This window comes from Rhodococcus sp. G6(2025) (assembly GCF_058628105.1).
In genome coordinates, this window is record NZ_CP179750.1 from 3,473,150 (window position 1) to 3,499,424 (window position 26,275).

Sequence of the window (26,275 nt, forward strand, 5' to 3'; positions counted from 1 at the left end):
GCGAGCGTTCCTGATGCGGGCACAGCGGAAATTTGTGTCTCGAATCACGCTACGCCCGACACCGCCTGTCAGGCGGGAGTTCAGGCACCCGCTTTCGTGGCGGCCTCGCTCAGCTGAGGTGTCAGCTTGTCCAGAACCCACGGGGTCGCGAGAACGCTGGTCTGGCTGAGCCCCGAGATGATCTTCGTGTCCGACAGCGCGACCGCGGTTCCACGCCCGATGGCACCGAGATTCGCGTAGGCCGGGTTCGCGGCCACGGTCGTGTTCTCCGGGACGAACGCGACCACGACGTCGGCGTCGACATCGGAGATGTTCTCCACGGAGATGTCGGCGAAGAACTTGTCCGGATCATTGGCAGCGGCCAGCTTCTGCACACCGGGAGACACGGTGAACCCGAGCTGGGTCAGCACCTGGACGCGGGGATCGGAGGGCATGTAGACGTTGACCGTTGCGGCGTCGGTGTCGAAGTTGATCACCGAGATCGTCTTGCCGGCGAACTCGGGGTGCGCGGCGGCGGTCTGAGCGAGGGTGTCGTCGAGCCCGGCCACCAGCTGCTCCGCCTCGGCGCTCTTGCCGAGTGCCTGTCCGACCAGCGTGGTCTGGTCCTGCCACGTGGTCTGCCACGCCTTGTCCGGGTACGCCACCGTGGGGGCGATTCCCGACAGCTTCTCGTACGTCGCCTGGTCGAAACCTTCGTACGGGGCGAGCACGACATCGGGGGCCAGCGAGGCGACGCCCTCGATGGGGGTGGACGTGGCCGTGTCGAGCAACGTGGTCCGGGACGGATCGAATCGGTCCTGCAGCCAGGGCATCACACCGTTCGCCTCGGCGCCGTACGTGTACTTCGGCATGCCGACCGGTGTCTCGCCGAGCGCGTAGACGACGTCCTGGGCGTTCCATCCGAGCGTGACGATACGTTCGGGTGCCGCGTCGAGGGTGGTCGATCCGAACGTGTTCTCGATGGTGACCGGAAACCCTTCACCGGACGCTTCCGTGGTTCCTCCGTTGTCGCCGGACGAGCACGCGGCGAGGAAGAGGGACGAACTTGCCACGGCGAGTGCGACTGCGATCTGACGTCTGGCGGTGGGTGCGAACACGGCAACGACTCCTTCGGGACGAAAACAGAAGGTAAGCCTAACCTAGACTGGAGTGCTCCCCGGGCGGACGTCGCGACTTCGAATCACCCTGATTGAAACTTCCCGGCCCGGCCCGGCCTGGCGCATTTCCGGGTCGTTGCCGGGTTTTGGCTGGTGAGGCGGCTCGGGCCCGGCGCGGGCCCGGCCGATTCGCGGGGGCGCCCCGAGCGGCGGTTCGCGGCGACTCCGGGCCCCGCCGACTGCCGTTAGCGTTTGTCTTCGTCCAGCTCACACGCACTATCGACGAAGGAAACCATGGTGGTGAATCCGACTCCCCTCCCGACGGCGTCGCGCAGTTCCCGCGCGGACCATGCGCGCAGATTCGCCGACCTGCTCCGGCAGCAGATCCATGCGGACTCCTTCGCCGAGCGCGGATTGCCGTCGGAATCGGAGCTGGCCGCCGAGTTCGGTGTGTCGCGCAATGCGGTACGCGACGGACTGGCACTGCTCAAGCAGGAGGGGCTCATCGACCGGGCCCCGCGGGTGGGAACCCACGTGGCGCAGCGCAAGTACGACCACGGTCTCGACGCCCTCCTCGGGCTGAAGGAGACTCTGAAGGGGCACGGCGACGTCCGCAACGACGTCCGCGCCGCCCTGGAGATCAGCCCGCCACCTGCCGTCGCCCGCCGCCTGCAGCTGGAGCCGGGCGAACCCGCCGTCTACATCGAACGGGTGCGGTACCTCGGCGACCTGCCGCTCAGCCTGGACCTCACCTACCTCGTCCCCGACATCGGAGCCGAAATCCTCGGTCACGACCTCGAAACCAACGACGTGTTCGCGCTGATCGAGGAAGTCTGCGGTCAGCCCCTCGGCTCCGCCGATCTGGCGATCGAATCCGTGAACGCCGACGCCCATTCCGCCGCGAACCTCCAGACGCCCGAGGGTGCGGCGCTCCTGTTGCTCGAACGCCTCACCCGGCTCGTCGACGGACGTCCCGTCGACCTCGAATACATCCGCATGCGCGGTGACCGAATCACCATGCGCAGCAGCCTCGTCCGCCGACCCGACATCACGAACTGGGAGCTCACCTCATGACCTTGGTCAATCAACGAGCAGACGTACCCGTCACCATCGACGAGTCGCTGTGCATCGAGGGCTGCACCCTGTGCGTCGAGATCTGCCCGCTTGATTCGCTGGCCATCAACCCGGAGAACGGCAAGGCCTTCATGCACGTCGACGAATGCTGGTACTGCGGTCCCTGCGCGGCCCGCTGCCCGACCGGCGCGGTCACCGTGAACATGCCGTACCTCCTCCGCTGAGCGAAAGACCACCCAGATGAAGCGACGCTCTTCCACGCTCGCGATCGCCGCCGCGGCACTGACCCTCGTGGCCACGAGTTGCTCCCTCGAACCGTCGGCCGACAACGGTGACGCGGTCACGCTCGTGATCGGGTACCAGTCCAAGACGATCAACACCGTCACCGCCGGAACGCTGCTGCGCGCACAGGGATACCTCGAACAACGCCTGCAGGACGTGACGGAGCAGACCGGGACGAAGTACGCCGTCGAGTGGCAGGACTACGACACCGGTGCGCCGATCACCGCCCAGATGGTGGCCGAGAAGATCGACATCGGATCGATGGGCGACTACCCGATGCTGATCAACGGCTCCCGCACCCAGGCGAACCCGCGCTCGAAGACGGAGATCGTCTCGGTCACCGGCTACAACCCGAACGGCGCACTGAACATGGTGGTGGTGCCGCCGAATTCACCGGCCACCACACTCGGCGACCTGGCCGGCACGAAGGTGTCCGCGAGCGTCGGCTCCGCAGGCCACGGCACCCTCGTCCAGGCCCTCGACCGCGCCGGAATCGACCCGGGCACCGGCGTCGAGGTGCTCAATCAGCAGCCGCAGGTCGGATCCTCGGCCCTGGAATCCGGTCAGGTGGCGGCGCTGTCGCAGTTCGTCGCCTGGCCAGGGCTTCTCGTTTTCCAGGACAAGGCCAAGCTGCTGTACGACGGCGCCGAACTCCGAACCCCGACCCTGCACGGTGTGGTGGCCCGTGAGGCGTACGCGGACGAACACCCCGAGGTTCTCGACGCGTTCCTCCGGGCACAGCTCGACGCCACGCGGTTCGTCCAGACGCAACCGCTCGAGGCGTCGCGGATCGTGGCCGACGCGAGCGGCCTGCCCCAGGAGGTCGTGTACCTGTACAACGGTCCGGGCGGCACCTCGTTCGACACCACGCTCAAGCCGGGCCTGATCGGTGCGCTGAAGAACGATGTGCCGTACCTGAAGTCGATCGGCGACTTCGCCGACCTCGACGTCGACGGCTTCGTGAACGACGCTCCGCTCCGGTCCGCGTTCGAGGCCGACGGGCAGGACTACGACGCCGCGCTTGCGTCCACGGCCAACCCGACGTCGGTCACCGGCACCGATCCCGTGTGCGCCACCGCCCCGGGCGATCCGGCGCTGGCCGGGGAGGTCTGGTTCGACGGCGCCACCGAGACGCAACCGGCCGCGAACCCGACGTGCCTGCTCCGGGCGGTGAAACAGGCCCGGGCCGAGGGCCGCACCGTCCGCGCCGCGTACGTCCCCGACGCCGAACTGGGCACCCGGTGGTTCGCCGACAAATCGGTGTGGGTGCGCGACGGCGACAACTTCCTGCCCTTCACCACCGGTGCCGCGGCAGACCGGTACCTGCGCGCACACCCCACGGGCGCCGTGATCACGTACGACCGCGCGGTCGAGGAGGTGCGGCAGTGACCACACTGCACCAGCCGACGGTCCTGGTCGACACCGAAGTCGCTGCCGAAGAACACGATCCGGCATCGACGCGCCGACGAACCTCGCCGTGGCGGTCACGCCTCGTGCGGATCACGTCCGTGATCGTGGCGATCGTCGCATGGCAGGTGCTGACCGCCAACGACGTGCGGGTGTGGTTGCGGTTCGACACGCTCCCCACCGTCACCGACGTCGTGTCCGCGTTCGGTACCCAGCTGCAGAGCGACCTGTTCTACCTCGACCTCGGGCAGTCGCTGATTCGCATCCTCAGCGGATTCGGACTCGCGACGGTGGTCGGTGTGGCCACCGGAATCGCCCTCGGCAGATCGGAACTGTTCGCCGACGTCCTCGGTCCGCTGACGGAGCTCGCACGTCCGATCCCTGCCATCGCGGTGGTGCCCGTCGCGATCTTGCTGTTCCCCAGCGACGAGGCCGGCATCGTGTTCATCACGTTCGTCGCCGCGTTCTTCCCGATCATGGTGAGCACCCGGCACGCCGTCCGGGCCCTCCCGACATTGTGGGAGGACTCCGTGCGCACGCTCGGGGGCGGACGCTGGGACGTGCTGTCCCGAGTCGTGCTGCCCGGAATCCTGCCGGGCGTCTTCGGTGGACTGTCCGTCGGGATCGGGGTGGCGTGGATCTGTGTGATCTCCGCCGAGATGATCTCCGGCAGGCTCGGAGTCGGGTACCGCACCTGGCAGGCGTACACGATCGTCGACTATCCCGGCGTCTTCGTCGGCATGATCACCATCGGCATCCTCGGATTCGCGACCTCCGGCGCAGTCGAACTGCTCGGCAGGCGCGTCACCCGCTGGCTGCCACGAGGGGAGCGCGCATGACCGCCACCGCAGCAGCGTCCGTGGCCGCCGGCATGGCGCTGGTCCTCGACGACGTCACCCTGTCCTACACGGGGAACCCCGTCATCCGTTCGCTGTCGCTGACCGTGGTTCCCGGCGAGATCCTCGTGCTCACCGGACCTTCGGGGTGCGGCAAGTCCACCGTGCTGCGCGCACTGGCCGGTCTGCTGCCGCCCGATTCGGGCCGCGTCGTCGCCGACGGCGCGGCGGTGGAGTCGACGTCCCGGGACCGGGCCGTCGTCTTCCAGGACAACGCGCTACTCCCGTGGCGCACGGTGCGCTCGAACATCGAGTTGGCCCTCGCACTCCGCGGCGAACCCCGCAAGGGACGCCGTGAGACCGCCGATCGCTGGATCGCGGAGGTGGGTCTGACCGGGTTCGGCGACTTCCTGCCCAAGAACCTGTCCGGCGGCATGCGCCAGCGAGTGCAGTTGGCGCGCGGCCTCGCCGGGGCGCCGCGGGCCGTGATGATGGACGAGCCGTTCGGCGCCCTCGACACCCAGACCCGCGGCGTCATGCAGCGACTGCTCGTCGACACGTGGAGCACCCACCCGACGACCGTGGTGTTCGTGACCCACGACGTGGATGAGGCGGTGCTGCTCGGCGACCGCGTCGCGGTGCTCGGCCGGGCCGGTGAGCCGCTGCGGGCGCTCGTCGACATCCCGCACCCCCGGGACCGCGACCACCTCGACCACCCCGACACCCGTGCCGCGCGCGCCGACGTGCTCGCCGCACTGAACCACACTTCGGAGACCTGATGGACATCCCCGACCTCGCCGACACCGTCCGTCTCGATTGCGACGTGCTCGTGATCGGTGGCGGCACCGCCGGCACGATGGCGGCGCTGACCGCCGCCGAGAACGGCGCGAACGTGCTCCTGCTCGAGAAGGCACACGTGCGCCATTCCGGCGCGCTCGCAATGGGAATGGACGGCGTCAACAACGCCGTCATCCCCGGCAAGGCCGAACCCGAGGACTACGTCGCCGAGATCACCAGAGCCAACGACGGAATCGTCAACCAGCGGACCGTGTACCAGACGGCGACCCGCGGATTCGCGATGGTGCAGCGCCTCGAGAAGTACGGCGTGAAGTTCGAGAAGGACGAGTACGGCGAGTACGCGGTACGCCGGGTGCACCGCTCCGGCTCGTACGTGCTGCCGATGCCCGAGGGCAAGGACGTGAAGAAGGCCCTCTACCGGGTGCTGCGGCAGCGGAAGATGCGGGAGAAGATCCGCATCGAGAACCGCCTGATGCCCGTCCGGGTGCTGACGGAGAACGGCCGTGCCGTCGGGGCCGCGGCACTGAACACCCGCACCGGCGAGTTCGTCGCGGTCGGGGCGAAGGCGGTGATCCTCGCGACCGGTCCGTGTGGCCGGCTCGGGCTCCCTGCGTCGGGGTACCTCTACGGCACGTACGAGAACCCGACCAACGCCGGTGACGGTTACTCGATGGCCTATCACGCGGGAGCCGAACTGAGCGGCATCGAATGCTTCCAGATCAACCCGCTGATCAAGGACTACAACGGTCCGGCGTGCGCGTACGTCGCGAACCCGTTCGGCGGCTACCAGGTGAACGCCGAGGGGGAGCGGTTCGTCGACTCCGACTACTGGTCGGGGCAGATGATGAGCGAGGTCAAGAGCGAGATCGAATCCGCCCGCGGTCCCATCTATCTGAAGGTCAGCCACCTCCCGGAGGAAACCCTCGACACGCTCGAATCGATCCTGCACACCACCGAACGCCCCACCCGCGGCACGTTCCACGCGAACCGCGGCCACGACTACCGCAGCCACGACATCGAGATGCACATCTCCGAGATCGGCTTGTGCAGCGGACATTCCGCGTCCGGGGTGTGGGTGGACGAGCACGGCGCGACCACCGTCCCCGGCCTGTACGCGGCAGGCGACCTCGCGTGCGTCCCCCACAACTACATGATCGGCGCCTTCGTCTACGGCGACCTCGCCGGAGCGCACGCAACCGGCACCCTGCCCGGCGTCGAGGCGCCGACCGCGCTGCCCGCGGAGCAACTGGCCGCCGCGCACGAGCTGATCTACCGGCCGCTGCGCAACCCGGACGGGCCGCCGCAGCCGCAGGTCGAGTACAAGCTGCGCCGCTTCGTCAACGACTATGTCGCGCCGCCGAAGACGGCGACGAAGCTGTCGATCGCCGTCGAGACGTTCGACCGGATGGCGGGGGAGATCGCCGGGATGGGCGCGACCACCCCGCACGAGCTGATGCGCTGCGCGGAGGTCACGTTCATCCGGGACTGCGCGGAAATGGCGTCCCGCAGCTCCCTCACCAGGACCGAAAGTCGATGGGGGCTCTACCACGAACGGGCGGATCTCCCGGAGCAGCGGGACGACGAATGGGGATACCACCTGAATCTGCGGCGCGGCGAGAACGGCGACATGGAATTCCTCAAGCGCCCCGTGGAGCCGTACTTCGTGCCGGTGCCCGGACTCGATTCCCTTCCGCCGGTGGACCGGACGGTCGTACCCGTCGCGCAGCCGCCGCTGGTCGGGGGGCGTGCCCCGGTGGAGGAGCGCTCGCGCATCGCGTCGCCGGTCCGGCAGGAGCCGTCGTCACCGGCCATCGTCGCGGTCCTCGGACTCGACGCGCCGAGTGTCGCCGAACTCGCACCGTATCTGGCCGACGCCGACCCGCAGGTCCGCGTCACGGCCCTCTCGGTGCTGACGGAAGGAACCCCCGACGGATTCGGGGCGGCACTCGTCGACGCCCTCGGTGACGGTGCGGTGACGGTGCGCCGCGCTGCCGCCGACGGCCTGCGCGAACTCGTCGAGGTGCTGCCGTCCGCGGACGGACTGGCCGACCACCTGGGGTCGGGTGACGCCGTGGTCCGGGCCGCCGTGGTCGACGTATTACGCGCGCTGCACGCCGGTTCGGCGGAGCAGTTCCTGACGGCGCTGTCCGACGGCGATCACCACGTCCGGATCGAAGCGGTGCGGGCGCTGGTCTCGCTGGACCGGTGGGAATCGGTGGCAGCGGGGGCACACGACGAGAACCGCGAAGTGCGGATCACCGTCGCGCACGGCCTGGCCACCATCGGGATCGGTGGTGTCGACACCGTGCGCGCACTGGCCGGCGACCGCGACCCGCTGGTGCGCGCTGCCGCGCTCACGGCGTTCGCGAGTCTGGGCTGCGACGGTGACGACGTGACCGTTGCGACGGCGGCGCTACGGGAGTCGGCCTGGCAGATCCGGCAGGGAGCCGCACGGGCACTCGCCGGAGCGGACCCCGAACTCGCGGTGCCCGCGCTGGCGGACGCCCTGACGGATGCGCACCTCGACGTGCGCAAAGCCGCCGTCCTCGCGCTCGGCCGGTGGTCCGGCGACCGCGCCGCCGTCGGCGCGCTGACCACGGCCCTCGAGGACACGGACGCCGACGTGCGGGCGTACGCCCGCCAGGCGCTCGTCGCCGCCCCCTGAACAGGTGAGTGGCAATGTGTGCCGGGGCACACATTGCCACTCACCTCCGGGTCAGACGCTCGCGACGCCCGGCGCCAGGAACCGCTTGCCGTTGACGGCCTCGGACGTGCCGGTGCGGTCCAGGTACGGCGTGATGCCACCGTTCCAGAAGCCGAATCCGCCGCCCAGGATCAGGCAGAGGTCGATGTCCTCGGCCGCGGCGACGACACCCTCGTCGAGCATGATCTGGATCTCTTCGGCGAACGCGCGACGCGTGCGCTCCAGAACCTCTTCGGACGTGGACGCTTTGTCGCCCTGCTTCCACAGTTCGGCGACCTCGGGGTCGACGACCTGCTTGCCGTCGGCACCGTAACTCCACACCGCCGACTTCTTGGCCTCGACCAGCGCCTCGAGTCCGGGGGAGTTGTGGAAGCGCTCGGGGTACGCCTCGGCGAGGGTCTCGCCGGTGTGCAGCGCGACCGCAGGCCCGACGAGGGCCAGCAGGGTGAAGGGGGTCATCGGCATGCCGAGTTCGGCGATGGCGTTGTCGGCCACCTCGAACGGGGTGCCCTCGTCAACCGCGTTCATGACCTCACCGAGGGTGCGGATCAGGAGCCGGTTGAAGACGAACCCGGGCAGGTCGGCGGAGCCGACGGCCGACTTCTTGAGCGCCTTGGCGGTGGCGAATGCCGTTGCCAGGGTGGCGTCGTCGGTCTTCTCGCCCTTGATGACCTCGAGCAGCGGCAGCACGGCGACCGGGTTGAAGAAGTGGAAGCCGACCACCCGCTCTGGGTGCTTCAGGTCCGCGGCCATCTTGGTGATCGACAGCGAGGACGTGTTGGTCGCCAGGATCGTCTCCGGGGCGATGTGCTCCTCGAGTTCCGCGAAGATCTTCTTCTTCAAATCGAGGTTCTCGAACACGGCCTCGATCACGAAGTCGGTCTTCGCGAACGCGGCCTTGTCCAGCGAGCCGGACACGAGACCCTTGAGACGGTTCGCCGCGTCCGGGGACAACCGGCCCTTGCCCTGCAGCTTGTCGATCTCGCCGTGGACGTAGCCCACACCCTTGTCAATGCGTTCCTGGTCGATGTCGGTGAGGATGACCGGCACCTTGAGCTGGCGGACGAACAGCATCGCGAGCTGGCTGGCCATCAGACCGGCACCGACGATGCCGACGCCGGTGACCTTGCGGGCGAGGGACTTGTCCGGTGCGCCTGCGGGACGCTTGGCACGCTTGTTGACCAGGTCGAACGCGTACAGGCCCGCGCGGAGCTCGTCGGCGAGCAGCAGGTCGGCGAGCGCCTCGTCCTCGGCGGCGAAGCCCTTGTCGAGCGACGCGGGATCGGTGAGATCGGTGGTCCGGGCCAGCTCGAGGAGCTCGACGGCCTTGACCGGTCCGGGGGCGTTGTTCTTGGTCTTGCCCTCGACGATCGCCTTCGCGCGGGCGATCGCGTCGTCCCAGCCCTTGCCCCGGTCGATCTCGGGACGCGCCGGGGTGATCTCGCCGGCCAGGACCTGCGCGGCCCAGGCGAACGACTGCTCGAGGAAGTCGGCCGAACCGAACACCGCGTCGACCACGCCGAGTTCGAGGGCCTTCTTCGGGTTGAGCGTCTTGTTCTGGTTCAGCGCGTTCTCGAGCACGACGGTGACGGCGTTCGAGGGGCCGATGAGGTTGGGCAGCAACTGCGTTCCGCCCCAGCCCGGAACCAGTCCGAGGAACGTCTCGGGCAGACCCAGTGCGCCCGCGCTCTCGGATGCGGTGCGGTAGTGGCTGTGCAGCGCGACCTCGAGCCCGCCGCCGAGTGCGACGCCGTTGACGAACGCGAACGTCGGCACCGACGATTCGCGCAGCCGGCGGAACACCTTGTGCCCGAGCCGGCCGAGTTCGAGCGCCTGGTCACGGTTCGTGATGCTCGGAACACCCTTGAGGTCCGCGCCTGCGGCGAAGATGAAGGGCTTACCGGTGATCGCGATCGCGACGGGGTGGGCGGCGAACGCCTCGTCCAGTGCGGCGTCGAGGGCCTTCAGGCCGCCCGGGCCGAACGACGACGGCTTGGTGTGGTCGAAACCGTTGTCGAGGGTGATCAGCGCGACCGGGCCCTCGATGCCGGGTACGGCGACGATCTTGGTGTACGCGTTGGTCACGACCTCGTCGGCGAATGCCGTTGCAATGTCGGTCATCTACTTGACTCCATCGAAGTTCGGGTTCTCCCAGATCACGGTTCCGCCCATGCCCAGACCGATGCACATCGTGGTCAGGCCGTAGCGGACGTCGGGGCGCTGGGCGAATTGGCGGGACAGCTGGGTCATCAGGCGGACACCGGAGGACGCGAGGGGGTGGCCGCACGCGATGGCGCCGCCCCACTGGTTGACTCGCGGATCGTCGTCGGCGATGCCGTAGTGCTCGAGGAACGCGAGGACCTGAACGGCGAAGGCCTCGTTGATCTCGAACAGGCCGATGTCCTCGATCTTCAGGCCGGTACGGGCCAGCAGCTTCTCGGTGGCCGGCACCGGGCCGATGCCCATGACGGCGGGGTCGACGCCCTGGAACGCGAATCCGACCATGCGCATGCCGATCGGCAGTCCGAGTTCGAGCGCGGTGTCCTCACCGGCGAGGAGGGCGGCGGTCGCGCCGTCGTTCAGACCGGCCGCGTTGCCCGCGGTGATGCGGCCCGCGGGACGGAACGGCGTCTTCAGCTTGGCGAGGTCCTCGAGCGTGGTGCCCGGACGCGGCGGCTCGTCCTCGGTGGCCAGGCCCCAGCCCGCGGCGGAGCGGGTGGCGACGGGCACGAGGGTGTCGGCGATGAAGCCGGCCTTGCGGGCGGCCTCGTACTTGTTCTGGCTCGCGACGGCGTACGCGTCGGTGCGGTCCTTGGTGATGGTCGGGAACCGGTCGTGCAGGTTCTCGGCCGTGTTGCCCATGACGAGCGCGCTGGGGTCGACGAGGCGGTCGGCGAGGAACCGGGGGTTCGGGTCTGCGCCCTCGCCCATCGGGTGGCGGCCCATGTGCTCGACGCCGCCCGCGATCACCACGTCGTACTGGCCGAAGCCGATGCCCGACGCGGTGGTGGTGACGGACGTCATGGCGCCGGCGCACATGCGGTCGATCGCGAAACCGGGGACGGTCTCGGGGAGCCCGGCCAGGATCGCGGAGGTGCGGCCGATGGTGAGACCCTGATCGCCCGTCTGCGTGGTCGCGGCGATGGCGACCTCGTCGATACGCGCGGGGTCGAGCTGCGGATTACGGCGAAGCAGCTCGCGGATGGTCTTGACGACGAGGTCGTCCGCGCGGGTCTCCGCGTAGATGCCCTTGGGGCCGGCCTTGCCGAACGGAGTGCGGATGCCGTCGACGAACACGACGTTGCGTTGGGTTGTGGTGGATGGAGCCACGCGAATTCCTCCTGATGGAGCAGTTTGGTTCCGGATCACGGCCAGGCGTCCGGCCTCCAGACCAGCGTACCCCTACCGTTACTCGCGGGTAACTTAATGGGTACCTCATCGGGAATTCACGCGCTCACCGCGCGCGTCGGTGCAGTCGATCAGTCGCCGGAACCCTTCTGCTCGGCGGCGGAGAGCAGCGCGCTCGCCAGCACGGGCACCGTCAGCATCCGCTGCCAGGGGCGGGCACCGCCCGCGGCGAGCACCCGGTCGATCGCCGACTCGACGTCGCCGCCCTCGGGGGCCGACCAGTCCCAGCACAACCTGCGGACGAGTTCCGGGGTCACCAGGTTCTCCACCGGCACCGACACCTCCTCGCCGAGAGCGGCCAGCGCGGCGCGGGCCGCCGTCAGCCGCTCGGCGGCGTCGGGGTCGTGCCGCGCCCACCGGCTCGCCGGCGGCGGTCCCGTGAACGGCGGGGTCTTCGGTGGCAGTTCGGTGTCCGGCAGCGCCCGGGCATCCTCGAGCGCCTGCAGCCAGATCCGGGAGTGCCGCCGCTGACGGGGACCGCCGAAGACGGGCAGCGCCCGGAGTGCCTCGATGCTCCGCGGGTCCTTCGTCGCAGCGTCGATGATCGCCGCATCCGGCAGGACCCGGCTGGGGGAGACGTCGCGTTTGCGGGCGAGGTCCTCGCGGGCCTGCCACAGCGAGCGGGCGGCGGCGAGTTGCCGCTGCGTCTTCAGCGACGTGATGTGCGACGTCCGCCGCCAGCGGTCGGCCTTGGGCTTCGGGGGCCCCGCGAGCCGGATGTGCTCGAATTCCTGTGCAGCCCACTCGCTCTTGCCCTGCCCGTCGAGTTCCGCGGCCATCACGTTCCGCAACTCGACGAGAACCTCGACGTCGAGGGCCGCATAGTTCAACCAGGAATCGGGCAGCGGCCGCTTCGACCAGTCGGCGGCGCCGTGACCCTTCCGCAGTTCGAGGCCCAGCGTCCGCTCGACGATCGCGGCGAGACCGACCCGTTCGAACCCGGCGAGGCGCCCCGCAAGTTCGGTGTCGAACAGTGTCGCCGGAGCCAGACCGATCTCCGCGAGCCCCGGCAGATCCTGGTCCGCGGAGTGCAGGATCCACTCCAGCGGGTTGATCACCTCCGCCAGCGGGGCGAGATCGGCGGCGGTGGGGATCGGGTCGAGGAGCACCGTCCCCGCACCCTCCCGGCGCAACTGCACGAGATACGCCCGCGCCGAATAGCGGAAGCCGGACGCCCGCTCGGCGTCGACGGCCAGCGGCCCGGTGCCCTCGCTCAGCGCGGCCGCGGCCTTCGCGACACCCTCCGCCGTGGTCACGACGTCGGGCACGCCGTCCCGGGGTGCGAGCAGGGGAACGATCTGCCGGCCGGGCTCTTCGGCGGGGCCGGGTGACGAGGCGTCGTCGGTGACTTCGGACATGACAGCTGACTCTACGTCGCTTCGGGATTCCCGCAGCGCACCGGCGGGTTCACGACCGGTTCCCCGCTGCCTCGACGAGCTCGTCCAACGCCGCGGGAAACGCGTCGACGAGGTCCCAGAGGTGGGGTGCGAGTTCCGGGCAGCTCATCAGGCCGACGTCGAGCTGACCGTTCAGCGACATCACCGTGACGTTGAGCCCGGCGCCGTGGAAGATCGGGCCCAGCGGATACATCGCCTTGATCAGCGCACCCAGAAAATACAGCGGGACCGACGGCCCGGGCACGTTGGAGATCACCAGGTTGTGGACCACCGGATGCCGTTCCGCCAGGCCGAGGGTCGAGTAGAGGCGCATGGCGGTGCCGAACACGGCCTGCCCGGCGAACTGGGACCAGTCCTGCAGCAGGCTCGCGCCGAGGGTCTCGTTGTGTTCCTTCGATGTCGAGTTGTGCTCGCCGATCGCGAGCAGGCGTTCGGCCGGATCCTCGATCTGGGTGCCGAGTTGAGTGAACATGCCGGACACCTGGTTGGTGCCCGGCCGGTCCGACTTTCCGTGGACCGAGACCGGGACGATGGCGACCAGCGACTTGTCGGGCAGCTCCCGGCGGTTCTGCAGGTACTTGCGCAGTGCGCCCGAGCACAGTGCGAGCACCACGTCGTTGACCTTGACGTCGAACGCGTCCTTGACCGTCTTGACCTTCTCGAGGTCGAGCTGGGTGAACGCGAGATTGCGGTGACTGGTCAACGTGCCGTTCAGGGACGTGCGCGGCGCGGTGAACGGCGCGGGCATGGCGGCGCCGCGGCGGGCCCGGCCGATCCAGCGGGGCAGCAGTGTCAGGCTCTGCGGGACGATCCTCAGCAGTTTCGCGGGCCGGGACGCGACGGCGAGCAGCCCGCCGACGGCGATGTCGAGTGTGCTGGCCTGCCCCGCGCTCTCGGCGGAGTCGTCGGGGCCGGGGCGTGGTGCGTCCGGTTCGAGGCCGCACAGCTGGGCCATCATGTTGGCGCCGGTGATGCCATCAACCCCGGCGTGGTGCATCTTCGACATGACGGCGACGGAGCCGTCCTCGAGACCCTCGATCACCCACATCTCCCACAGCGGCCGGGCGCGGTCGAGGGGAATGCCTGCGATGTCACCGCACAGCTCGGCCAGCTCGTCGCGGCCGCCGGGCGCGGGGAGCGCGACGCGATGGCAGTGCCGGTCGATGTCGAAGTCGGTGTCCTCGACCCACACGGGGTGGTCGAGGTTGAACTTCGAGTCCTGCAGCTTGCGCCGGAACGAGGGAATCGCCTCGGTGCGCGCGCCGAGTTCCGCCTTGAGCTGGGCGAACGTGTAGCCGCCCGGAACCGTCGACGCGTCGAGGATGATGACTCCGCAGACGTGGAGGAGTTGCGTCGACGTTTCGAGGTAGAGGAAGGACGCGTCGAGACCGCTGAGTCGCTGCATGCACCCGATACTAGAACACGTTCTAGATTGTGGTCCATTGAATCGTGAAAGTGCGAGGTCGACGCCGTGGCCTGACCTACGATTGGCGGCTCCGTCTCGTTCTCGATCCGGCGTCCGCCGGCTGGGGTGGGCGACCGATCGATTAGAACATGTTCTACGGTTGGGGGTATGACCCGAGGCTTCGTTCTCCGGCAGGCCGTCGGCGCCGCACTCGCCGCCAACGCCCTGCGTCCCCTGCCCGGTGCGCCCACGTCGGTGGTCGCGTTCTTCTCGGGGTGGCTCACCACCGAACTCGCGCCGCACCTGCTCGCCGTGACCGCGGCCGACGCCGCCCAGCACGCCGCGCGTCACGGAACACGAACCCGAAGCGACCGTGTCGGCCTCGCGCTGGCCGCCGCATCCGCCGCCGGGCTCGCCGCCGTGATCGCCACCGGCCGGGGCGCCGGAGCGGAAGCCGAATCCGCTCTCGTCGACACGCTCGGCGAGAACTACACCGACCGCGACGCAGCCATCGAACACCCCGGGCGACCGGTGTGGCGCCAACTCCTCAACCCGTTCTGGATGCGCAACAAGGCGGTCACCCGGGTCCGCAACCTCGCGTACGGGCCGGGCGGGCGGCGGGCCCGCCTCGACATCTATCACCGGCAGGATCTGCCGTCGAAGAGCCCGGTCCTCCTGCAGATCCACGGCGGGGGATGGGTGATCGGGAACAAGGATCAACAGGGTCTGCCGCTCATGCTCGAGATGGCCTCGCGGGGGTGGGTGTGCGCGGCCGTCAACTACCCGCTGTCGCCGAAGGCGAAATGGCCCGAACACCTGATCGCGATCAAGCAGGCGCTGGCCTGGCTCCGGGAGCACGTCGAGGAATACGGCGGCAACCCCGACTTCATCGCCGTCACAGGTGGTTCCGCGGGTGGCCACCTCGCCGCCATGGTGGCACTCACCGCGAACGACAGTCACCTGCAGCCGGGCTTCGAGGACGTCGACACATCGGTTCAGGCGTGTGTGCCGTACTACGGGGTCTACGACATCGCCGGCGATACCGGAATCAAGGCCGTCCTCCAGCGCGTGCACTCCGGACTGATGCCGATGGTGCTCGGCAAGCACGCCACGTTCCCCGACGACTACCGGGCCGCGTCCCCGCTCGCGCACCTCCGGGCGGACGCACCGCCGTTCTTCGTGATCCACGGCACGAGCGATTCGCTGATCCCCGTCGCCGAGGCGCGGATCTTCGTCGACGAACTCCGGCAGGTGTCCGACAACCCCGTCGTCTACGCCGAACTGAAGGGCGCGCAGCACGCGTTCGACGTGTTCCCCTCGATCCGCAGCATCTCCGTCACGCAGGCGGTCGGGCGATTCCTGGAATGGTCGCGCAGCGCCACCACCGACGTGCCCGCGGCGGGCACGGAATCGGCCTGACTATTTGCCGCCCAGCGTCCGCAGCTGCGACACCCCGGCGGGCGGCAGACCGGCCGCATACGCCAGAACCTCGCAGAACGCCTCGACGTGCGTCGCCAGTTCGACCGATGTCGCCGTCCACGACGCGCGCAGTTCCAGCTGATGCGCATGCGGGGGACCGGCGATGTCGCCGTAGCGCACCGACGTCGTCGCCGTCACCGTCCCGCCGAGCGCGTTGAGAGGTTCGTGGCGCGACTCGAGTGCGTCGACGAGCCAACTCCACGCCACTTCGGGAAGCAGCGGGTCGGACGCCACGGCGGCGTCGAGATCGGCCTGAATGTAGGCGACCAGCCGCATCGTGCCGTTCCAGGCCTCGTCACCCTCGGGGTCGAACAGGAGGATCAGCCTGCCGAACGCGTCACCCTCGCTCTGTTCGGCGACGACCCCGGTGTCCTCGTGCACGACCTCTGCGCCGACGGCGTAGCTGTACGGCGCGAGCCGTTGCGGGGGCCGGATTGGGCCCAGCTCGATGTCCGCGCGAACCTGCGCGGAATTCATCGCTTCGACCGCGGCGCGGAACTCGGCCGGTTCGGCGGGCGATCCCGAAGTCGTCACAGCTCGGGACGTTAGACCCGGACCCACACATCTCGTCGGAGGCGCGCCGAGCAGGGCCGATCGGCGGCGGAGTCCCGGCATGGCAGCATGAGAGCTGCCGAAATTCGAGCAGGCAGAGAGCGCGAGGACCGATGAGCGGGTTGGAAAGCACCAATGCAGGCATGAGCGAACGGGCGACGTACGCCGCGAGGCGGGTGCTCCCCGACGCGCCCCTCCTGGCGGCCGCGGAAGGCCGTACCCCCGGCCGTCGCCCGGTGTGGTTCATGCGGCAGGCGGGCCGCTCGCTTCCCGAGTACCGCGAGATCCGATCGGGGATCGGGATGCTCGAGTCGTGCTTCGATCCGGCACTCGTCTGCGAGATCACCATGCAGCCGGTGCGCAGGCACGGCGTCGACGCCGCGATCCTGTTCTCCGACATCGTGGTGCCGCTCAAGGCCGCCGGGATCGATCTCGACATCGTCGCCGGCACCGGTCCCGTCGTCGCGAACCCGGTCCGGTCGATCGCCGACGTCGCCGCCCTGCCGCGCCTCGTGCCGGAAGAGGTCGGCGCCGTCGCGCAGGCCGTGCAGCTGCTCACCGCGGAACTCGGCTCGACGCCGCTGATCGGCTTCGCCGGAGCCCCGTTCACCCTCGCCTCGTACCTGGTCGAGGGCGGTCCGAGCCGCAATCACGAGCGCACGAAGGCGCTGATGCACTCCGACCCCCGGACGTGGCACGCGCTGCTCGGCACCCTCGCCGACACCACCATCACCTTCCTGCAGACCCAGCTGCGCGCCGGCGTCGACGCGATCCAGCTGTTCGACTCGTGGGCCGGCGCGCTGTCCCTCGCCGAGTACCGGGAATTCGTGCTGCCCCACTCCGAGCGGGTGTTCGCGGAGGTGGAGAGCGCGAAGGTGCCGCGCATCCATTTCGGTGTCGGAACCGGTGAACTGCTCGGCGCGATGGGCGAAGCGGGCGCCGACGTGGTGGGTGTCGACTGGCGCATCCCCCTGGACGTGGCGGCGCGCAGGGTCGGCCCGGGCAAGGCGCTCCAGGGCAACCTCGACCCCGCGGTGCTGTTCGCGGGACCGGCGGCCGTCGAGAAGCAGGTCCGCCGCATCACCGCGGAAGCGGACGCCGCCCTCGCCGCCGGCGCCACGGGACACATCTTCAACCTCGGGCACGGCGTGCTGCCCGACACCGACCCGGGCGCGCTGACCGCGCTGGTCGAGCTGGTGCACTCCCTGTGACCGGGTCGTCGCCGAACGTTCTCGTCGTCGGCGGCGGCATCTCCGGGCTCGTCGCCGCGTACCGGCTGCGGCAACGGCTCGGCGCCGATGCCCGGATCGTCCTCGCCGACGGCGCGGAGCGGCTCGGCGGCAAGCTGCGCACGGTGGACCTGGCGGGGGAACCCGTCGACGTCGGGGCGGAAGCCTTCATCGCGCGGCGACCGGAACTCCCGGCCCTGCTCGGCGAACTCGGCCTCTCCGACCAGCTGGTGTATCCGGCGGGACTGCGGCCGCTCATCTGGTCCGAGGACGCGCTGCACCCGCTGCCGACCGACACCCTCATGGGGATCCCGGCGGACGGAAACAGCCTGCGCGGTCTTGTCGACGACCGGACGCTCGCGCGCATGGCGGGGGAGCGGACGGTGCCCTTCGACTGGACACCGGGCGCGGACATCGCCGTCGGTGCACTGGTCGGCGACCGGTTCGGCGCGCAGGTGGTCCAGCGGTCGGTGGATCCGCTTCTCGGAGGGGTCTATTCGGGTCTCGCGGACACCATCGGCGTGCGCGCCGCCCTGCCCACTCTCGCGGCGGCGCTCGACCGCGGCGCCACGAGCCTGTCCGCGGCCGTGGCGGACGCCCTCCCTGCCCCGACCCCCGGGCCCGTGTTCGGGGCGCTGCGCGACGGCTACGGCGTCCTGCTGCGCGCCCTGACGGAGGCCGCGTCGGCGGAGATCGTGCACGAGCGGATCCGGACACTCGGCCGGGACGGCGACGGCTGGTCGGCAGAACCTGTGGGCCGCGTCGACGGGGTCGTCCTCGCCGTGCCCGCCCCGCAACTCGCCGACCTGCTCGCCGGCATCGCCCCCCGCGCGTCGGCGGCCGCCGCGGACATTCCACTGGCCTCCTCGGCGGTCGTCGCGCTGGCGCTGCCGATCCGGGTCGACCTCCCGCAGAACTCCGGGATCCTCGTCGCCACCGACGCCGCGCTCGGCGCGAAAGCGTTCACCCTGTCGAGCCGCAAGTGGCCGCACCTCGCCGAGCGGGAGGTGACTCTCGTCCGGGCCTCGTTCGGACGGTTCGGCGACGCCGCCGTCGTCGACGCACCCGACGACGAGTTGATCGCCGCCGCCCGGCAGGATCTCGCGACCGTCACGGCGGTGACCGCGGAGCCCGTCGCGGTACACGTCCAGCGCTGGCACGGCGGCCTGCCGCAGTACGGTCCCGGCCATCTCGACCGGGTGGCGGTGATCGAGCAGGAAGTCGCAGGTCTGGACGGTCTCGAGGTGTCCGGGGCACTCCTCCACGGGGTCGGTGTTCCCGCGTGTGTGGCCGCTGCGACGACGGCGGCTGCACGGCTCGCCGGGCGAGTGGCACGATAGACCCATGGCACGCCTCGACTTCGACGCATTGAACTCTGAAATCCGCTACCTCATGTTCTCGGTGTTCCAGGTGGAACCCGGTGTACTCGGGGACGACCGGGAAGCTGTGATCAAGGAGGCGCGGATCTTCTTCGAAGGTCAGGCCGACAAGGGCGTCGTGGTGCGCGGGCTCTACGACGTGGCCGGTCTGCGAGCCGACGCCGACTTCATGATCTGGACGCACTCGGCGAGCATCGAAGCCCTCCAGGCCACCTACGCCGACTTCCGCCGCACCACCGCACTGGGCCGCGCGAGCAAGCCTGTGTGGAGCAACGTCGCGTGCCACCGTCCCGCCGAATTCAACAAGAGCCACATTCCGGCGTTCCTGGCCGGTGAGGACCCGGGCAACTACATCTGCGTGTACCCGTTCGTCCGCTCCTACGAGTGGTACCTGCTGCCCGACGAGGAGCGGCGCAAGATGCTCGCCGACCACGGTATGGCGGCCCGCACGTACAAGGACGTCCGCGCCAACACCGTGCCCTCGTTCGCGCTCGGCGACTACGAGTGGATTCTCGCGTTCGAGGCGCCCGAGCTGTACCGCATCGTCGACCTGATGCGCGATCTGCGCGCCACCGAGGCCCGTCTGCACGTCCGCGAGGAGGTGCCCTTCTTCACCGGCCCGCGGGTGGATGTGGAGAAGCTCATCACCGCTCTGCCGTGATCTGACACAGCACCGATGAATGACGCCGACGGAGCGCGCACCGCGCCCCGCTACCAGCACATGTCGCACTGGGGCATGTTCGAGGCCGAGGTCGCCGACGGCGACGTCGTCGCCGCCCACCCGTACACCGGTGACGCGAATCCGTCACCGGTGCTGGGCAACATCGCCGGGTCGGTCCGCAGCAAGGCGCGGATCACCGGCCCGGTGGTGCGCCGCGGGTGGCTCGAGAACGGCCCGGGACCCAGCAGTTCCCGAGGGTCCGACGAGTTCGTGTCGGTCGACTGGGAGGAGCTGACCCAGCGGCTGGCGAACGAACTGCGCAGGGTCGTCGACACGCACGGCAACAGCGCGATCTACGGCGGTTCGTACGGCTGGGCCAGCGCCGGACGGTTCCATCACGCCCAGAGCCAGGTCCACCGGTTCCTGAACACGCTCGGTGGCTATACCCGTTCGGTGCACAGCTACTCGCTCGGCGCGACGGGCGTCATCATGCCCCGGGTGGTGGGCACACACTGGAAGATGTTCGCCCGCTCCACGTCCTGGAAGATCATCGCCGAGCACACCGATCTCATGGTGTGCTTCGGCGGCGTCCCCCTCAAGAACACCGGCGTCAATCACGGCGGGACCAGCGACCACCCCACCCGCGACGCACTCGACGCCTTCCGGCGCCGCGGCGGATCCATCGTGTCGTTCAGTCCGCTGCACGACGACGTGCACGGCGCCGCCGAACGACACGCCCCGGTGCCCGGCACCGATGTCGCGATCATGCTCGCCCTGGCATACGTCCTCGCGACGGAAGACCTGCACGACACGGCATTCCTGGGCAGCCACTGCGTCGGCTACGACCGCTTCGAGGACTACCTCCTCGGCCGCTCCGACGGCGTCCCGAAGTCGCCCTCGTGGGCCGAGCAGATCTCGGGTATCGCCGCAGCGGACCTCGTCGCCCTCGCCCGGCGGATGGCGGCGGGCAGGACGATGGTGACCGTCACCTGGTCGCTGCAGAGGGTGCGGCACGGTGAGCAGGCCCCGTGGATGGGGGTCACTCTCGCCGCGATGCTGGGCCAGATCGGCCTACCCGGTGGCGGTTTCGGCCACGGCTACGGTTCCATGAACGAACCCGGGCTGGCCCCCGTCCCGTACCCGCTGCCCACGCTTCCCCAGGGGCTGAACCCCGTCCGCGACTTCATCCCCGTGGCCGCGATCTCGGACATGCTCCTGAACCCGGGCGCACCGTTCGACTACGACGGTCAGCGGCTGACGTACCCGGACATCAAGATGCTGTATTGGGCGGGCGGCAACCCGTTCCACCACCATCAGGACATTCCCCGTCTGCGCCGGGCGCTGGCCCGGCCCGACACGATCGTCGTCCACGACCCCTACTGGACGCCGATGGCCCGGCACGCGGACATCGTCGTCCCATCCACCACGTCGCTCGAGCGGGCCGACCTCAGCTGCACCCGCAACGACCCGCTGCTCGTCGCCATGCACGCCGCCGTCGGGCCCTACGCCGACGCGCGGGACGACTACGACACGTTCGCCGCCGTCGCCCGGAAACTGGGTGTCGGGGAGAAGTTCACCGAGGGCCGCTCGTCCGGGCAGTGGCTCGAGCACCTGTACGGGCAGTGGCGAGACTTCGTCCGCGCGGACGGCGGTCCCGCCCCGAGTTTCGACGACTTCTGGACGCAGGGCCACGTGCGGATGCGGACCGAGGACGACCTGATCCTGTTCGGCGACTTCCGGACCGATCCGGTGAAATTCCCCCTCGCCACCCCGAGCGGGCGGATCGAGATCTTCTCCGCCGACATCGACGGATTCGGCTACGACGACTGTGCCGGACACCCCCGCTGGTACGAGCCCGAGGAATGGCTGGGCGGCCGGCGGGCACGGCAGTTCCCGCTGCACCTGATCGCCAACCAGCCGCGCACCCGCCTGCACAGCCAACTCGACCACGGCGGCACCAGCCAGAAATCGAAGATCCGGGGCCGCGAACCGCTCCGAATCCATCCGGACGACGCCGCCGACCGCGGACTCACCGCCGGCGACGTCGTCCGCGTGTTCAACGACCGCGGCGCCTGCCTCGCCGGTGTGGTGGTGGACGAGGGCGTCCGGCGCGGTGTGGTCCAGCTGTCGACGGGAGCCTGGTACGACCCGCTCGACGCGACCGACCCGGATTCCCTCTGCGTGCACGGGAACCCCAACGTGCTGACCCCGGACGTGGGCACGTCCTCACTGGCCCACGGCTGCACGGGCCAGCACGTGCTCGTCGAGATCGAACGCTACGAGGGTGCGCTTCCGCCTATCCGGGCGTTCGATCCACCGACGATCATTCGCCGGTCGGTTCCAGGGTCAGCGAGATCGAATTGATGCAGTACCGCTGATCGGTGGGGGTGGGGTAGCCCTCGCCCTCGAAGACGTGGCCCAGGTGGCTGTGGCACGTCCCGCACACCACCTCGACGCGGCGCATCCCCAGCGACGTGTCCTCGCGGAGGATGACGGCGTCCGAGTCGGCTGGATCGAAGAACGACGGCCACCCGCAGTGCGATTCGAACTTCTCCGTGCTGCGGAACAGCTCGGCGCCACAGGCCCGGCAGTGGTAGACGCCTTCGGTCTTCGTGTCGGTGTACTCGCCGACGAAGGGGCGTTCGGTACCGGCCTGGCGCAGCACGGCGTACTCCTCGGGAGTCAGTTTCTCGCGCCACTCGCTGTCGGAGAGAGCAACCTTCGGGGCGGATTGCGTGGGATCCTGCTGCTGCGAACTCATGGCTCCACGCTAATACGTTTCGCCGATTCCGGCCGCGACGCCCGCGCGGGACGGGGGCCTAGGTCTTGGCGGTGGCCGACTCGACCTGCGGCTGCTCGTCCGGTTCCGGTTCCCGCGGCGAGATGTCGGGGGCCTTCTCGTGCGGTTCGAGGAGGAACGCCGGGTCGATGCCCCGGTCGAGTCGCCCCTCGCGCCGCGCCGAGACGTAGCGGACGGTCAGCACGCCGAAGACCACGAGCAGCATCAGGCTCCATCCCAGCGTGGTCTTCATGTACTCGGCGGTCCGGCCGGCCTCGATGAACCGGCTCGACAGCCAGCTGTCGTAACTCATGAACCCGTACACGGCCAGCCACGCCGGCCAGTTCCGCATCACCGAATTCTTCAGTACCACGGACATCAGGAGCGGGAACAGCATCATCGAGTAGTACATCTGGCCCAGCGAGCCGAGCAGCCACGACGCCGTCAGCAGAACCCCGGACGTGGTGACGACGAAGAACAGCTCGTCGTGGCGGTAGTAGCGGTAGAGCAGCCACAGGGAGCTGAGCACGATGGCGGTGAAGACGCCGCGCAGGGCCCAGATCAGGGCGGTGGGGAGGCCGTAGTACTTGCCGTTGCCGACGATCGCGCTGTTGAAGTAGTCGCGCGATTCCATCAGGTACGGCACCGTGTGGCGCACGAAGTCCATCGGGTCCGCGGACAGCGGCCACGCCACGGCGGTGAGGATCAGGGGAATGCCGATCGCGGTGACGAACACCTTCCACTGTCCGCGCACCAGAGGCAGCAGCAGGAGTGGGGCGAGGATCGGTTTGACCGCGAACGTCAGCCCGATGGCGACACCGGACCACATGTCCTTGCGCTTCATCAGCAACACGAGGAACGCGATCTCGCCGAGCAGGACCAGACCGTTGATGTTGGTGAAGACGAGGGTGTTGGTGACGGTCTCGGAGGAGAACGTGGCGAGCAGCAGGATCGGGGCCGCGATGGAGTTCAATCCCAGACCGAACAGCCGCAGGAGCAGGTACAACGCGATCACGATGGCGATCGCGTTGGCGATGATGAACAACCACCGGGACTTCTCGGGGTCGATCACCGCGATCGGCGCCATCAGCAGGGTGCCGGACGGCGGATACAGGTAATGCGGATCGACCCAGTTGAAGTTGGCGGCGTAGACGGGGCGGCCGTTGAGGAAGGCCAGCGCCGCGTTGTAGACCGGCCGGAAGTCGTCGGTGATGTACCCGTTGACCGCCTTGACGACCACTCGATGCAGCACTGTCATGACGGCGATCGGCCACAGCGCGAAGTTGATTACCTCGTTGGCAGTCCGCCCGGTGCGCGGTTCGAGTTGTCGAAGGAACACCACGGCACGGTACACCGAGAAGCTCTGACGTGCGGTCACGCACCCCCTGTGGGTGTCGGGCGGAACACGTCGGCTAGGCGGGGCAGGCGCTGCCGTCCGGGGGCAGCGCGCCGTCCGTGACGTAGGTGACGATCGACTTCTGCGCGCAGTCCGAATGGGTGGCGGGGTGGCCGCTGCCGTGCCACGTCAGGGTCGCCGTCGCGGCGCCTGCGCTCGACACGGCACCCGTCACCGTCCCCACCCCGGCGTTCCCGACGACCGGGTCGGCGGTGCCGCTCAGCACCAGGACCGGGAGTGTCAGCTCGCCGGGCAGGGCGGGCGGCGCGGTCGCGGGCCAGGAGGTGCACGCCAGCAGTCCGACGGCGGCGTTCGGTCCGAACAGCGGGAACCGCTCGCCCCACAGCTCCTGCAGTTCGCGAACGCGGTCGGGTGCGGGCCACTGCTGGCCGTCGGTGCAGCGGGTGATGAACTGGCCGTCGCCCTCGTAGGCCGCCTCGGCCTGCGCGATCGCCGCCAGGATCGGCGCCGTGTTTCCGGCGAGGGCGGCGGACACCGCATCGGACAGGGCGCGGACGCGGCCCTGCTGGTCGCCGCCCGCCGCGGCGAGCGACCCGGACACCGCGGTGAGGAGGGCGTTCGCGGAGACCCGCGGGATCTGGCCGTTCGCGGCGCGGGTGACGGCGTCGGTCATCGCGGCGCGGGGATCGGCGCCGAGGGAGCAGTTCAGGGCGGTGCACTGGCGGGCGAACGCGTCGAACGCCGCCTCCTGACCCGCGACCTGCTGTTCGGTGGCGGTCGCGGCATCCACCGTGGTGACGGCGGGGGAGTCGAGGACGAGCCGGCCGACCCGATCGGGGTACTTGGCGGCGTAGCTGAGCGCGACCGCACTGCCGTTGCCGGTGGCGAGGATCCCGAGTGCATCGACGTCCCAGGTGCGGCGCAGCTCCTCGATGTCGTCGGCGGCGTGGGTGCTGTCGAACGCGAGTTCCTGTGGCTGCAGGTAGTCGGTGCACGCGATGGTGGCGTCGCGGCCCAGCGCGGTGACCTTGTCGACCTGGTCGCCCGTCCCCGGATCGAACTGCCCGAGATTCGCGAGGCTGCTGCGGAGCTCCGGGGTGAGGCATTCGATCTCCTGCGAGGAGGCGATGCCGCGGCGGTCCACCGCGACCACCGGTCGCGTCGACAGCAGGGACGTGAGACCGCCGGTGCTCAGCGCGGCGAGCGTTGCGGTCGACGACCGGTCCGATCCCGACGTGAGCACCAGCGGGGCCGCGTTCTCGGGGGTGTCGGCGAGGCGTGCCCGCATCGCACCCATCGTGAAGGAGCCGGGCAGGGTGCCGCTCTCGTCGACGGCTGACTCGTACGAGCCGCATTCGAAGATCAACCCGGCGGGCGGCGTCGTTCCCGGGCCCAGGGCGCCGAGGGTGCTCTGCGTGCAGTCGGTCCACGCCAGATCGTTCTTCGGGGTCTGCAACACGGGTGGGGGAGCGTCGGCGTTCTCGGTCTCGGTCGCGGTGGGTTCGCTGCCGCCGCCCTCGCGTTCGACCGCCACGTGCGGCCGGTTGGACGGTCCGGCTCCGCACGCGCTGCACACCACGAGAACCATTGCGAGCAACACCGATCTGCGCATGGCGACCACCCTGCCAGGTTCCCCTACGGCCGGGGCAGCCGCACCCATCTGGTGAGGACGGTGCCGTCGGTGTCGGTGAGGATGTGCGCGGGAGTCATCGCGGTGATCCGGGCCCCAGGCGCGGTGGCGACGCGACCCGCGGTTCCGCCGACGAGGACGGGTGCCGTGGTCAGGCACACCTCGTCGACGGCGTCGTCCGCGGTCAGCTGCCCGAACAGGCTCGGGCCACCCTCGCAGAGCACACGGCGCAGTCCGAGATGCTCGAGGGCGGCGATCAGCCCGTCGCCGGTGACCTGCCCGTCGCCGGCCGTCACGATTCGCGCACCCGCGTCCGTGAGAGCACGGACCCGCGCCGGGTCGGCGTCTGTGCACGTGACGACGATCGGGGCCACCTCCGTGTCGGTGAACAGGCGTGACCGCGGGTCGAGGTGGGCGCGCGCCGACACGACGGCGATCGGCGGGACCTCCGGCATCCCCGACGCCACCCGCCGTCGCCTGCCCTCGGTGTCGATGCGCGCCCCGCCGTAGTTCTCCGCCCGGACGGTTCCGGCCCCGACCAGCACGACGTCGGCCAACTCCCGCAGGGTCTCGAAGACCAGCCTGTCCGCAGGTGTGCCGAGCGCCCCGCTGACCCCGTCGACGGAGACGGCGCCGTCGATGCTGCTCACGAAGTTGACCCGGACCCACGGCCGCGGGGTCTCCGCCGGGTACGCGTACAGGTCGCGCAGCGCGTTCGCGGTCGATTCACTGGACTCCTCGCGGGCAGGCGGGCTGTCCGGTGTGAAAAATGTCGCAATATGTACACGGTGCATGTTGGTG

21 protein-coding genes are annotated in these 26,275 nt (G+C 69.6%); 11 read left to right on the forward strand and 10 right to left on the reverse strand.

Annotated features, from left to right (window positions below):
- Positions 1 to 80: 80 nt before the first annotated feature.
- Positions 81 to 1,097, reverse strand: a complete 1,017-nt coding sequence (locus ACLIVD_RS15895) for an iron-siderophore ABC transporter substrate-binding protein (protein WP_283331898.1) — start codon at positions 1,095 to 1,097, stop codon at positions 81 to 83.
- Between the two features lie 294 nt (positions 1,098 to 1,391).
- On the opposite strand from ACLIVD_RS15895, the gene ACLIVD_RS15900 reads away from it, so the two are divergent.
- From ACLIVD_RS15900 to ACLIVD_RS15925, 6 genes are read left to right on the forward strand one after another with little or no spacing between them, the layout of a single operon-like run.
- Positions 1,392 to 2,171, forward strand: coding sequence for a GntR family transcriptional regulator (locus tag ACLIVD_RS15900; RefSeq protein ID WP_283331897.1), 780 nt, complete (start codon positions 1,392 to 1,394; stop codon positions 2,169 to 2,171).
- On the forward strand, positions 2,168 to 2,395 hold the full coding sequence (locus tag ACLIVD_RS15905) for a 4Fe-4S dicluster domain-containing protein (protein ID WP_005240903.1): 228 nt from the start codon (positions 2,168 to 2,170) through the stop codon (positions 2,393 to 2,395). Before ACLIVD_RS15900 ends, ACLIVD_RS15905 begins: the two co-directional genes overlap by 4 nt.
- A gap of 16 nt (positions 2,396 to 2,411) precedes the next feature.
- Positions 2,412 to 3,842, forward strand: coding sequence for an ABC transporter substrate-binding protein (locus ACLIVD_RS15910; RefSeq protein WP_283331896.1), 1,431 nt, complete (start codon positions 2,412 to 2,414; stop codon positions 3,840 to 3,842).
- On the forward strand, positions 3,839 to 4,699 hold the full coding sequence (locus tag ACLIVD_RS15915; RefSeq protein ID WP_280783328.1) for an ABC transporter permease: 861 nt from the start codon (positions 3,839 to 3,841) through the stop codon (positions 4,697 to 4,699). Before ACLIVD_RS15910 ends, ACLIVD_RS15915 begins: the two co-directional genes overlap by 4 nt.
- Positions 4,696 to 5,475: an ABC transporter ATP-binding protein gene (locus tag ACLIVD_RS15920; protein ID WP_283331895.1), complete on the forward strand. Its 780-nt coding sequence runs from the start codon at positions 4,696 to 4,698 to the stop codon at positions 5,473 to 5,475. The genes ACLIVD_RS15915 and ACLIVD_RS15920 overlap by 4 nt, the downstream gene beginning before the upstream one ends.
- Positions 5,475 to 8,159 carry a fumarate reductase/succinate dehydrogenase flavoprotein subunit gene (locus ACLIVD_RS15925; RefSeq protein ID WP_283331894.1) on the forward strand — a complete coding sequence of 895 codons (2,685 nt, stop codon included), beginning with the start codon at positions 5,475 to 5,477 and terminating at the stop codon, positions 8,157 to 8,159. The genes ACLIVD_RS15920 and ACLIVD_RS15925 overlap by 1 nt, the downstream gene beginning before the upstream one ends.
- Before the next feature lie 51 nt (positions 8,160 to 8,210).
- On the opposite strand, the gene ACLIVD_RS15930 is transcribed toward ACLIVD_RS15925, so the two are convergent.
- The 4 genes from ACLIVD_RS15930 to ACLIVD_RS15945 form a co-directional block, all read right to left on the reverse strand.
- Positions 8,211 to 10,319, reverse strand: coding sequence for a 3-hydroxyacyl-CoA dehydrogenase NAD-binding domain-containing protein (locus ACLIVD_RS15930; protein ID WP_011598614.1), 2,109 nt, complete (start codon positions 10,317 to 10,319; stop codon positions 8,211 to 8,213).
- Positions 10,320 to 11,528, reverse strand: a complete 1,209-nt coding sequence (locus ACLIVD_RS15935; protein ID WP_283331893.1) for a thiolase family protein — start codon at positions 11,526 to 11,528, stop codon at positions 10,320 to 10,322.
- 149 nt (positions 11,529 to 11,677) lie between these two features.
- On the reverse strand, positions 11,678 to 12,964 hold the full coding sequence (locus ACLIVD_RS15940; RefSeq protein WP_283331892.1) for a ribonuclease D: 1,287 nt from the start codon (positions 12,962 to 12,964) through the stop codon (positions 11,678 to 11,680).
- Positions 12,965 to 13,013: 49 nt separating this feature from the next.
- On the reverse strand, positions 13,014 to 14,408 hold the full coding sequence (locus tag ACLIVD_RS15945; protein ID WP_283331891.1) for a WS/DGAT/MGAT family O-acyltransferase: 1,395 nt from the start codon (positions 14,406 to 14,408) through the stop codon (positions 13,014 to 13,016).
- Between the two features lie 168 nt (positions 14,409 to 14,576).
- Between ACLIVD_RS15945 and ACLIVD_RS15950 the strand changes: the two genes are divergently transcribed.
- The gene (locus ACLIVD_RS15950; protein ID WP_283331890.1) at positions 14,577 to 15,827 is read left to right on the forward strand and encodes an alpha/beta hydrolase; all 1,251 of its coding nucleotides are present in this window, start codon (positions 14,577 to 14,579) and stop codon (positions 15,825 to 15,827) included.
- Here the strand turns inward: ACLIVD_RS15950 and ACLIVD_RS15955 are convergent, their stop codons facing one another.
- The gene (locus ACLIVD_RS15955; protein WP_037240540.1) at positions 15,828 to 16,421 is read right to left on the reverse strand and encodes a DUF3000 domain-containing protein; all 594 of its coding nucleotides are present in this window, start codon (positions 16,419 to 16,421) and stop codon (positions 15,828 to 15,830) included.
- A gap of 161 nt (positions 16,422 to 16,582) precedes the next feature.
- On the opposite strand from ACLIVD_RS15955, the gene hemE reads away from it, so the two are divergent.
- Genes hemE through ACLIVD_RS15975 form a run of 4 tightly spaced genes read left to right on the forward strand, consistent with a single transcriptional unit; the run spans position 16,583 to position 22,072 of the window.
- A complete protein-coding gene (gene hemE / locus ACLIVD_RS15960) occupies positions 16,583 to 17,650 on the forward strand; it encodes a uroporphyrinogen decarboxylase (RefSeq protein WP_005263993.1) in 1,068 nt (355 codons plus the stop codon).
- A complete protein-coding gene (locus ACLIVD_RS15965) occupies positions 17,647 to 19,008 on the forward strand; it encodes a protoporphyrinogen oxidase (RefSeq protein ID WP_491932672.1) in 1,362 nt (453 codons plus the stop codon). The genes hemE and ACLIVD_RS15965 overlap by 4 nt, the downstream gene beginning before the upstream one ends.
- A gap of 4 nt (positions 19,009 to 19,012) precedes the next feature.
- Entirely contained in the window at positions 19,013 to 19,708 is a 696-nt protein-coding gene (hemQ, locus tag ACLIVD_RS15970; RefSeq protein WP_105414618.1) for a hydrogen peroxide-dependent heme synthase, read from the forward strand.
- 15 nt (positions 19,709 to 19,723) lie between these two features.
- Entirely contained in the window at positions 19,724 to 22,072 is a 2,349-nt protein-coding gene (locus ACLIVD_RS15975; protein ID WP_491932673.1) for a molybdopterin guanine dinucleotide-containing S/N-oxide reductase, read from the forward strand.
- Here ACLIVD_RS15975 and msrB read toward each other — a convergent pair.
- Genes msrB through ACLIVD_RS15995 form a run of 4 tightly spaced genes read right to left on the reverse strand, consistent with a single transcriptional unit; the run spans position 22,032 to position 26,268 of the window.
- Positions 22,032 to 22,469 carry a peptide-methionine (R)-S-oxide reductase MsrB gene (gene msrB / locus ACLIVD_RS15980; RefSeq protein ID WP_009480111.1) on the reverse strand — a complete coding sequence of 146 codons (438 nt, stop codon included), beginning with the start codon at positions 22,467 to 22,469 and terminating at the stop codon, positions 22,032 to 22,034. The genes ACLIVD_RS15975 and msrB overlap by 41 nt on opposite strands.
- Positions 22,470 to 22,527: 58 nt before the next feature.
- Entirely contained in the window at positions 22,528 to 23,865 is a 1,338-nt protein-coding gene (locus ACLIVD_RS15985) for a glycosyltransferase family 87 protein (protein WP_283353156.1), read from the reverse strand.
- Between the two features lie 34 nt (positions 23,866 to 23,899).
- The gene (locus ACLIVD_RS15990) at positions 23,900 to 25,456 is read right to left on the reverse strand and encodes an alpha/beta fold hydrolase (protein ID WP_491932674.1); all 1,557 of its coding nucleotides are present in this window, start codon (positions 25,454 to 25,456) and stop codon (positions 23,900 to 23,902) included.
- Between the two features lie 23 nt (positions 25,457 to 25,479).
- Entirely contained in the window at positions 25,480 to 26,268 is a 789-nt protein-coding gene (locus tag ACLIVD_RS15995; RefSeq protein WP_283353162.1) for a pyrimidine reductase family protein, read from the reverse strand.
- Positions 26,269 to 26,275 lie beyond the last annotated feature (7 nt).